Raw genomic sequence first — 9,611 nt, 5'->3', positions numbered from 1 at the left:
ACGTCGCCGGACAACTTTTTATACTGAGGGCCGCCCCCGGACATCCGGGGAGCGGCCCTCAGTCATTTGTCGTCCCGCCGTACAGCCCAGCCGGTCGACTACGCTCGACAGCCCCGCGTCACCAGGAGATCCCGTGCCCCAAGACCGTGCCCCCCGAGGCCCCCGCTCAGGTGGGGGCAGCAGCCCCCGAGGTGGCGGTGAGGGCCGGCCTTCCCGTGGGCGTCCCGACAGCGGTTCCCGTGGCGACAGCAAGCCCCGTGGCGGCGACGGCAAGCCTCGCAGCAGCGACGGCAAGCCCCGGAGCGGTGGGGACTCGCGAGGCGGCGCCCCGGCCGGGCGTGGGCCACGCCGCAGCGGCGACAGCAGCCGCGAGTTCAGCCGGCCCCGGCGTGACGACCGGCGCGACGACCGGCGCGACGACCGGCGCCGCCCGGACGAGGACCGCTCCGAGACCCAGGCGAAGTACGACGGCCCGCCCATCCCCGAGGAGATCACCGGTCGCGAGCTCGACCGCAGCATCGCCGCGCAGCTGAAGTCGCTGCCCGACAAGCTGGCGCTGCGCGTGTCGCGCCACCTCGTGGCGGCGGGCGAGCTGATCGAGAGCGATCCGCGGACGGCGTACGAGCACACGCTCGCGGCGCGGGCGCGCGCCAGCCGGCTCGCGGTGGTCCGGGAGGCGGTAGGCGAGGCGGCCTACGCCGCCGGGGAGTACGCCGAGGCGCTGGCCGAGCTCAAGGCGGCCAAGCGGATGAACGGCGCCCAGGACTACGTCGCCATCATCGCCGACTGCGAGCGGGCGCTCGGCCGGCCCGACCGGGCACTGGCCGTGGTGAAGAACGCGCCCAAGGACAAGCTGGCGCCCGCACTGCTGGCAGAGCTGACGATCGTCGAGGCCGGCGCCCGCCGCGACCGCGGCGAGCTCGACGCCGCGCTGCGGACCCTGGAGCTGTCCCCGCTGATGTCCAAGGCCCGTGACGCCTGGGTGGCGCGGTTGCGCTACTCCTACGCCGACGCGCTGGTCGCGGCCGAACGACCGCAGGACGCGCTGACCTGGTTCCACCGCGCGGATGCCGTCGACGCCGAGCGGGCCACCGACGCCGCGGCGCGGGCCACCGAGGTCGAGAGGTCGCTGGAGGCGTGAGCCTGCTGGGTCGCTGCGACACCCCGCTCCGGGAGGCCTACGACGTGGCGGTGCTCGACCTCGACGGGGTCGTCTACCGCGGCCGCGACGCCGTGGCCGGTGCTCCGGAGGCGCTCAACGCCGCGCAGTCCGCCGGGATGCACCTCGCCTTCGTCACCAACAACGCCTCGCGTCCGCCGACCACCGTGGGGGAGCACCTGCGCTCGCTCGGGGTCGAGGCCAGCGACGACGACGTCGTCAACAGCGCCCAGGCGGCCGCCCGGCTGCTGGCCGCCCAGCTGGAGCCGGGCAGCAAGGTCTTCCTGATCGGGGGCGAGGGCCTCGAGCTCGCGCTGCGCGAGCGCGACCTGGTGCCGGTCTCGACCGTCGCCGACGCGCCGGTCGCCGTGGTGCAGGGCTACGGACCCGACCTGCCCTGGAAGCAGGTCATGGCCGGCGCGACGCTGGTCCACGACGGGCTGCCCTGGGTGGCCAGCAACACCGACATGACCATCCCCACCGCGTCCGGCGTCGCTCCGGGCAACGGGGCGCTGGTCCGGCTGATCGCCGACTTCGCCGACCGCGAGCCCGAGGTCGCGGGCAAGCCGCAACGGGCGCTGTTCGAGGAGACCCTCGACCGGGTGGGCGGGGAGCGGCCCCTGGTGGTGGGCGACCGGCTCGACACCGACATCGAGGGCGGGGTCGCCATCGGGTGGGACACGCTGCTCGTGCTCACCGGCGTCACCGGGCTGGAGGAGCTGGTGGCCGCCGATCCGAGCTGCCGTCCGACGTACGTCGCTCCCGACCTGGCCGCGCTGGCCGAGCCCCAGCCCGAGGTGACCCACGAGGGCGACGCGTCCGTCGCGGGCGGTTGGCGCGCCCGCGTCGTCGACGGGGCGCTGCAGGTCGAGGGCGAGGGGGCGACGGCCGACTGGTGGCGCGCCGTCGCCGAGGCGGCGTGGACGCATCTCGACGCCGAGGGCCAGCCTGTCGCGACCGATGCCGTCCGCCCGCCCGAGTAGCCTCCCGGCATGGACGAGCAGAGCATCCCCGCGCCCGTCGCACCCGACGCACACCTCGCCGAGCCCGCGGACGACCGGGTCCAGGCCGTGCTCCGGTCGGTGGAGGGCCTGGACGACCGGCCGCTCGAGGAGCACGTGGCCCTCTTCGAGGCCGCCCACGACTCGCTGCGCCGCGCGCTGGCCGGCGACGGCGCGCGCGGCTGAGGCGTGCCCCCACGGCGGCTGCGCCTCGACGCCGAGCTCGTGCGCCGCGGGCTGGCGCGCTCGCGCGAGCACGCCTCGGAGCTGATCGCCGCCGGCCGGGTCACCGTCAACCGGGCGCCGGCGACCAAGCCCGCTACCGGCGTGACCACCGACGCGGACCTCGTGGTCCGCGAGGACCCTGACCGCCCCGACTACGCCAGCCGGGGCGGGCACAAGCTGGCGGGGGCGCTGGACGCCTTCGTCCCGCTGGGGTTGGCGGTCGAGGGCCGACGCTGCCTCGACGCCGGCGCCTCGACCGGCGGGTTCACCGACGTGCTGCTGCGTGCCGGAGCTGCGCAGGTGGTCGCGGTCGACGTGGGCTACGGCCAGCTGGTCTGGGCGCTGCAGAGCGACCCGAGGGTGCTGGTGCACGACCGCACCAACGTCCGTGACCTCACCCCGGAGCTCATCGGTGGTCCGGTCGACCTCCTGGTCGGCGACCTGTCCTTCATCTCGCTGCGGCTGGTCCTCGACGCGCTGCTGGGCGTCACCGCCGACGACGGTGACCTCGCGGTCATGGTCAAGCCGCAGTTCGAGGTCGGTCGTTCCCGGTTGGGCAAGGGCGGCGTGGTCCGCGAGCCGGCCCTGCGGGCCGAGGTGGTCCGCGACGTGGCGGACGCCGCGGCGGTCCGGGGCTGGGGCGCCCGTGCGGTGACCACCAGCCCGCTGCCGGGACCGTCGGGCAACGTGGAGTACTTCCTGTGGCTGCGCCGGGGACCCGCGGAGCTGGCTCCCGACGCGATCGACGCCGAGGTGGCGAGCTCGGCGGGACTGTCGGGGTCGGGTGAGAGGGTGGATCCGTGACCGTCCCCCAGCGCGACCTCGAGAGCGACCCCGCCGCCGGCCCCGCTCGTCGCATCCTGGTGGTGGCCCACACCGGCCGCGAGGAGGCCCGGGCGGTGACCCGGGCGATCGTCGGCGCGCTGCTCGGCCACGGCCTCGTGGTCCGGATGCTCGAGGACGAGGCCAAGGAGTCCGAGCTGCCCGTCGGCGTCGAGGTCGAGTCGGTCCCGTGCGAGGCCGCGGGCGCCGACGAGTGCGAGCTGGTGCTGGTCATCGGCGGTGACGGCACCATCCTGCGGGCCTGCGAGCTCACCCACGGCACGACGACCCCGCTCCTGGGGGTCAACCTCGGGCACGTCGGCTTCCTGGCCGAGGCCGAGAGCGAGGAGGTCGACACCATGATCGAGCGGGTCGTGGCCCGCCGCTGGTCGGTCGACGAGCGCCTCACCCTCGACGTGCAGGTCTTCCAGGGCAAGGAGAAGGTCGCCAGCACCTGGGCGCTCAACGAGGCCAGCGTGGAGAAGGCCGCCCGGTCGCGGATGCTCGAGGTCGTCGTCGAGGTCGACGGCCGCCCGCTGAGCCGGTTCGGCTGCGACGGCATCGTCTGCGCGACGCCGACCGGCTCCACGGCCTACAACTTCAGCGCCGGGGGACCGGTCGTCTGGCCCGAGGTCGAGGCGCTGCTGATGGTGCCGATCAGCGCCCACGCGCTCTTCGCCCGCCCGATGGTGGTCGGTCCCACGTCCACCCTCGCCGTCGAGGTGCTGGCCCGGACCGAGGGCGCCGGGGTGCTCTGGTGCGACGGGCGTCGCACGGTCGACCTGCCGCCCGGCGCCCGCATCGAGGTGCGTCGCGGGGCCTCGCCGGTGCGGCTGGTGCGGCTGCACGAGGCACCCTTCACCGACCGGCTGGTGGCCAAGTTCGGCCTCCCCGTCGCGGGGTGGCGGGGAGCGGCCGAGCGCCGTCGCCGCCAGGCCGACCACCTCCACCAGGACCAGCCGTGATCGAGGAGATCCGGATCAGCTCGCTCGGCGTCATCGACGAGTCCGTGCTGGAGCTGGGGGAGGGCCTGAGCGTCATCACCGGCGAGACCGGGGCCGGCAAGACCATGCTCGTGACCGCCCTGGGCCTGCTGCTGGGTGGCCGGGCCGACAGCGGCGCCGTGCGCACCGGTCGCCGCGGCGCCCGGGTCGAAGGGCTCGTCACGGCGGGTCCTGCGGTGGCCGAGGCCGTCGAGGAGCACGGCGGCGAGGTCGAGGACGAGCGGGTGCTGCTGGCCCGCCAGGTCTCTGCGGAGGGCCGTTCGCGCGCCTTCCTCGGCGGTGCGTCCGTCCCGGCGTCCGCGTTGGGCCGCGTCGGCAGCGCGCTGGTCGCGGTGCACGGCCAGTCCGACCAGCACCGGCTGCTGCGCCCCGAGGCCCAGCGCGAGGCTCTCGACGCCCACACCGGCGCCGCGCTGGCGCAGGTGCTGCAGCGCTACCAGGTCGACCACGCCCGGCTGCGGGCGGTCGAGCAGGAGCTGCGCGAGGTCCTCGGCTCGGCGCGCGAGCGCGCCCGCGAGGCCGACGTGCTCCGCCTCGGGCTGGAGGAGGTCGAGGCGCTCGACCCCGTCGCCGGCGAGGAGTCCGACCTGGCGGCCGAGGAGGCTCGGCTGGGCTACGCCGACACGCTCCGCGAAGGTGCCGAGGTCGCCCGCGAGGCGCTGTCGTCGGACCAGGACGCCCCCGACGCGCTCGGGGCCGTCGCCGCGGCCCGGCGTGCCCTCGAGGGTGTCCGCGAGCACGACCCGGAGGCGGCGGCCCTCGCCGACCGGGTGGCCGAGGTCAGCTACCTGCTGGCCGACGTCGCGGCCGACGTCGCGTCGTACGCCACGGGGCTGGAGACCGACCCGGCCCGCCTGGCGGTGGTCTCCGAGCGCCGGGCCGCGCTGACCGGCCTCACCCGCAAGTACGGCGAGACGGTCGCCGAGGTCCTGGAGTGGGCGCGCGAGGCCTCGCAGCGGCTGCTGCTGCTCGACGGCTCCGACGACCGCATCGAGGAGCTGCGCGCGGAGCGGCTCGGGCTGCGACGTCGCCTCGCCGCCGACGCCGCCGCCATGTCGGCGCAGCGCGCGGAGGCCGCCGATCGGCTCGGTCGTGCCGTCACCGCCGAGCTCGGCGCCCTGTCGATGCCCCACGCCCGGCTGCAGGTCACCCTGGACCGCACCCCGGACGAGCGAGGTCTCGAGCTCGACGGCGGCACCTGGCGCTTCGGCCCCCACGGGGTCGACGACGTCGAGCTGCTGCTGGCGGCCAACACCGGGTCCGAGCCCCGTCCGCTGGGCAAGGGCGCCTCGGGCGGCGAGCTGTCCCGGGTGATGCTCGCGCTCGAGGTCACCCTGGCCGCGACCCGGCCGGTGCCGACCTTCGTCTTCGACGAGGTCGACGCCGGGGTGGGCGGCAAGGCGGCGGTCGAGATCGGTCGGCGCCTCGCGGCCCTGGCCCGCACCTCGCAGGTGCTCGTCGTGACCCACCTGCCGCAGGTCGCGGCCTTCGCCGACCGCCACGTCGTGGTGCGCAAGAGCAGCGACGGCAGCGTCACCACCTCCGGGCTCGAGGTCCTCGACGACGCCGGCCGGGTGCAGGAGCTCTCGCGCATGCTGGCCGGCATGGAGTCCTCCGACACCGCCCTGGCCCACGCCCAGGAGCTGCTCGACGTGGCCCAGGAGTTCGCCCACGACGCCGGACCGACACCGAGCCGGTGACCCACGAGGTGCCCGACCCTTGCTAGGGTCGAACCCCGTGGACGACCGCACGCACCAGAGCCCCGGGGAGCCCACGTGGTGACCTCCCAGCAGACCAAGCACGTCTTCGTGACCGGTGGCGTGGCCTCGTCGCTGGGCAAGGGGCTGACCGCCTCGAGCCTGGGCCGCCTGCTCCGCTCGCGCGGGTTGCGCGTGACGATGCAGAAGCTGGACCCCTACCTCAACGTCGACCCCGGGACGATGAACCCGTTCCAGCACGGCGAGGTCTTCGTGACCGACGACGGGGCCGAGACCGACCTCGACATCGGCCACTACGAGCGGTTCCTGGACACCGAGCTCAACCAGATCGCCAACGTCACCACCGGGCAGGTCTACAGCTCGGTCATCGCCAAGGAGCGGCGCGGCGACTACCTCGGCGACACGGTCCAGGTGATCCCGCACATCACCAACGAGATCAAGGACCGCGTCCTGGCCATGGGCGGTGACGAGATCGACGTCGTCATCACCGAGGTCGGCGGCACCGTCGGCGACATCGAGTCGCTGCCCTTCCTCGAGGCCGCCCGCCAGGTGCGCCACGAGATCGGCCGCGACAACGTCTTCTTCCTCCACGTCTCGCTGGTGCCGTGGATCGGCCCGTCCGGCGAGCTCAAGACGAAGCCGACCCAGCACTCCGTGGCCGCGCTCCGCTCGATCGGCATCCAGCCCGACGCGATCGTGTGCCGCGCCGACCGCGAGATCCCGGCCTCGGTCAAGCGCAAGATCTCGCTGATGTGTGACGTCGACCAGGAGGCCGTGGTCACCGCGGCCGACGCCCCGTCGATCTACGACATCCCCAAGGTGCTGCACCGCGAGGGTCTCGACGCCTACCTCGTGCGCCGCCTCAACCTGCCGTTCCGCGACGTCGACTGGACGCTGTGGGACGACCTGCTGCGGCGCGTGCACCACCCCAACGAGGAGGTGACGGTCGCCCTGGTCGGCAAGTACGTCGACCTGCCCGACGCCTACCTGTCGGTGGTCGAGGCGTTGCGCGCCGGCGGCTTCGCCCACGAGGCCAAGGTGATCATCGAGTGGGTCCCCTCCGACGAGTGCGCCACCCCCGAGGGGGCGGCCCGCCGGCTCGGTGACGTCGACGCGATCTGCGTGCCCGGCGGCTTCGGCATCCGGGGCATCGAGGGCAAGCTCGGCGCCCTGACCTACGCCCGCACCCACAAGATCCCGACGCTGGGCCTGTGCCTGGGCCTGCAGTGCATGGTCATCGAGTACGCCCGCTCGGTCGCCGGCCTCACCCAGGCCGCCTCCACCGAGTTCGACCCCGGGGTCAGCGAGCCCGTGATCGCCACGATGGCCGAGCAGCACGCCTTCGTCGACGGCGCCGGCGACCTCGGCGGCACGATGCGGCTGGGCCTCTACCCGGCCGACCTGGCCGAGGGCAGCGTGGTGCGGGCGACGTACGGCGAGGCGCAGGTGCACGAGCGCCACCGCCACCGCTACGAGGTCAACAACGCCTACCGCGAGCAGCTGGAGACGGCCGGCCTGGTGTTCTCGGGCACCTCGCCCGACCGCACCCTGGTCGAGTTCGTCGAGCTGCCCGCCGAGACGCACCCGTTCTACGTCTCCACCCAGGCCCACCCCGAGCTGAAGTCGCGCCCGACGCGGCCGCACCCGCTCTTCGCCGGGCTCGTCGGCGCCGCCATCCAGCGCCAGCGCGAGCTGCTCATCCCGATCGACGAGAGCGCCCTGCGCCGCCGGTGGGTCGCGGACCCGACCGACGAGGGCGAGGCCGAGGCGGGTGCCCCCGAGACCCACGGCACGACCGAGGCCGACGCCGTCGCCCCGGCGCCGGCCGAGGCCTGAGGTGCGGCCCGACGCCCCGGAGGTCACCGCCGACGCGCTGGCGGACCGACCGGGCAGCTGGCCGGTGCTCGGCAGCGAGCAGGTGTGGCAGAGCGACTGGATCGTCGCGCTGCGCGAGGACCGGGTCCACCGCCCCGACCACCCCGACGACGCGCACACCCGGGTCGTGCTGGAGCACCCCGGCGCCGTGGTCGTGCTGGCCGTCGACGACCAGGAGCGCGTGGCGTGCCTGCGGCAGTACCGCCACGCCGGGCCCGGCTGGTTCGTCGAGCTCCCGGCCGGGGTGCTCGACAGCGACGAGCCGCCGCTGGAGACCGCGCAGCGCGAGCTGCGCGAGGAGGTCGAGCTGGCCGCGACCGACTGGCGCCCGCTGGCCACGCTGCGACCCAGCGTCGGCATCACCGCCGAGACCCAGCACGTCTTCCTCGCGCAGGGGCTTTCGCACGCCGACCGCGGCGACTTCGAGCTCCACGCCGAGGAGGCCGACATGGAGGTCTTCTGGGCCCCGGTCGAGGACATGGTCGAGGCCGTCCTCGACGGGCGGCTCACCACGAGCGCCCTGGTGACGGCGGTGCTCGCCTACGACGCCCTGCGCCGCCGGGACCGGGCGTGACGGCCGCCGTCGACGCGCAGGGCACAACGGCGCGGGTGGCGCGGCTGCTGGCCGAGCACCCGGTCCTGGACGGCCACAACGACCTGCTGTGGGCCGCGCGCGAGGCCGTGGCCTACGACTTCGACCGCCTGGACCTCCGCGACACCGACACCTGCCGCGGCTACGGCACCCACACCGACCTGCCGCGCCTGGCGCAGGGCGGCGTCGGCGCGCAGTTCTGGTCGGTGTTCGTGCCCTCCACCCTGAGCCCCGCCGACACGCTCACCGCCACCCTGGAGCAGGTCGACGCCGGCCACGCCATGATCGAGCGGTACGCCGACCGGCTGGCGCCCGCCACCACCGTCGAGGACGTCCACCGGGCCTGGGACCAGGGCCGGGTGGCCAGCCTGATGGGCGCCGAGGGTGGCCACCAGATCGGCGGCTCGCTGGGCACGCTGCGCGCGCTGCACCGGCTGGGCGTGCGCTACCTGACCCTGACCCACAACGACAACGTCGCCTGGGCCGACTCGGCCACCGACGAGCCGGTGCTCGGCGGCCTGTCCGACTTCGGCCGCGAGGTCGTCGCGGAGATGAACCGCATCGGGATGCTGGTGGACCTGTCCCACGTCAGCGCCGACACGATGCGCGACGCCCTCGACACCTCCGACCGGCCGGTGGTGTTCAGCCACTCCTCGGCGCGGGCGCTGTGCGACCACCCCCGCAACGTGCCCGACGACGTCCTCGGCCGGCTGTCCGGCAACGGCGGGCTGTGCATGGTCACCTTCGTGCCGAAGTTCGTCGACGAGGCCAGCCGCGACTGGTCCGCCGAGGTCGACGCCCTGGTCGCCGCGTCGGGGGTGGAGCCCTTCACGGCGGCCGAGACCGAGCTGGTCGCCCGGCACGCCGAGCGCCACCCGGCGCCCGTCGCCACGCTGGCGGACGTGGTCGCCCACGTCGAGCACGTCCGCGAGGTCGCGGGCGTCGACCACGTCGGGCTGGGCGGTGACTACGACGGGGTCGGCGCGCTGCCGGCGGGGCTCGAGGACGTCACCGGCTACCCCCGCCTGCTGGCCGCGCTGGCCGAGCGGGGCTGGTCCGACGCCGACCTCGCGGCGCTCACCTCGGGCAACGTGCTGCGCGTGATGCACGACGCCGGGCTGACCGACGCGGGGGAGCGGCGGGCCGGCGACGTACCACGCTGAGCGGGGCTGCCTAGACTCGGGCCTCCAGGAGGGCCCAGCACGGGACAGGGAG

At 74.9% G+C, this 9,611-nt stretch carries 9 protein-coding genes; all 9 read left to right on the top strand.

Annotated features, from left to right (window positions below):
- Window positions 1-133: 133 nt before the first annotated feature.
- The 9 genes from ASG49_RS08125 to ASG49_RS08085 all read left to right on the top strand — a co-directional run bounded on the left by ASG49_RS08125 (window position 134) and on the right by ASG49_RS08085 (window position 9,559).
- Window positions 134-1,141 (top strand): hypothetical protein, encoded by a 1,008-nt coding sequence (locus tag ASG49_RS08125; RefSeq protein ID WP_056539366.1) that lies wholly within the window; start codon window positions 134-136, stop codon window positions 1,139-1,141.
- Window positions 1,138-2,142 (top strand): HAD-IIA family hydrolase, encoded by a 1,005-nt coding sequence (locus tag ASG49_RS08120; protein WP_156384215.1) that lies wholly within the window; start codon window positions 1,138-1,140, stop codon window positions 2,140-2,142. The genes ASG49_RS08125 and ASG49_RS08120 overlap by 4 nt, the downstream gene beginning before the upstream one ends.
- A gap of 9 nt (window positions 2,143-2,151) precedes the next feature.
- On the top strand, window positions 2,152-2,346 hold the full coding sequence (locus ASG49_RS08115; protein ID WP_056539363.1) for a hypothetical protein: 195 nt from the start codon (window positions 2,152-2,154) through the stop codon (window positions 2,344-2,346).
- A 3-nt stretch (window positions 2,347-2,349) separates the two neighbouring features.
- Window positions 2,350-3,189, top strand: a complete 840-nt coding sequence (locus ASG49_RS08110; RefSeq protein WP_056539360.1) for a TlyA family RNA methyltransferase — start codon at window positions 2,350-2,352, stop codon at window positions 3,187-3,189.
- Entirely contained in the window at window positions 3,186-4,172 is a 987-nt protein-coding gene (locus ASG49_RS08105; protein ID WP_056539357.1) for an NAD kinase, read from the top strand. Before ASG49_RS08110 ends, ASG49_RS08105 begins: the two co-directional genes overlap by 4 nt.
- Window positions 4,169-5,911, top strand: coding sequence for a DNA repair protein RecN (recN, locus tag ASG49_RS08100; protein WP_056539354.1), 1,743 nt, complete (start codon window positions 4,169-4,171; stop codon window positions 5,909-5,911). The genes ASG49_RS08105 and recN overlap by 4 nt, the downstream gene beginning before the upstream one ends.
- A gap of 78 nt (window positions 5,912-5,989) precedes the next feature.
- Window positions 5,990-7,765: a CTP synthase gene (locus ASG49_RS08095; RefSeq protein WP_369814207.1), complete on the top strand. Its 1,776-nt coding sequence runs from the start codon at window positions 5,990-5,992 to the stop codon at window positions 7,763-7,765.
- Window position 7,766: 1 nt separating this feature from the next.
- Window positions 7,767-8,378 (top strand): NUDIX domain-containing protein, encoded by a 612-nt coding sequence (locus tag ASG49_RS08090; RefSeq protein ID WP_235561952.1) that lies wholly within the window; start codon window positions 7,767-7,769, stop codon window positions 8,376-8,378.
- Window positions 8,375-9,559, top strand: a complete 1,185-nt coding sequence (locus ASG49_RS08085) for a dipeptidase (RefSeq protein WP_235561951.1) — start codon at window positions 8,375-8,377, stop codon at window positions 9,557-9,559. Before ASG49_RS08090 ends, ASG49_RS08085 begins: the two co-directional genes overlap by 4 nt.
- Window positions 9,560-9,611: the final 52 nt, after the last annotated feature.

It is taken from the genome of Marmoricola sp. Leaf446, assembly GCF_001424755.1.
Taxonomy (GTDB): Bacteria; Actinomycetota; Actinomycetes; order Propionibacteriales; family Nocardioidaceae; genus Marmoricola.
The sequence above is the reverse complement of the archived record's forward strand: the minus strand, read 5'-3'. Positions and strand labels throughout refer to the sequence as shown.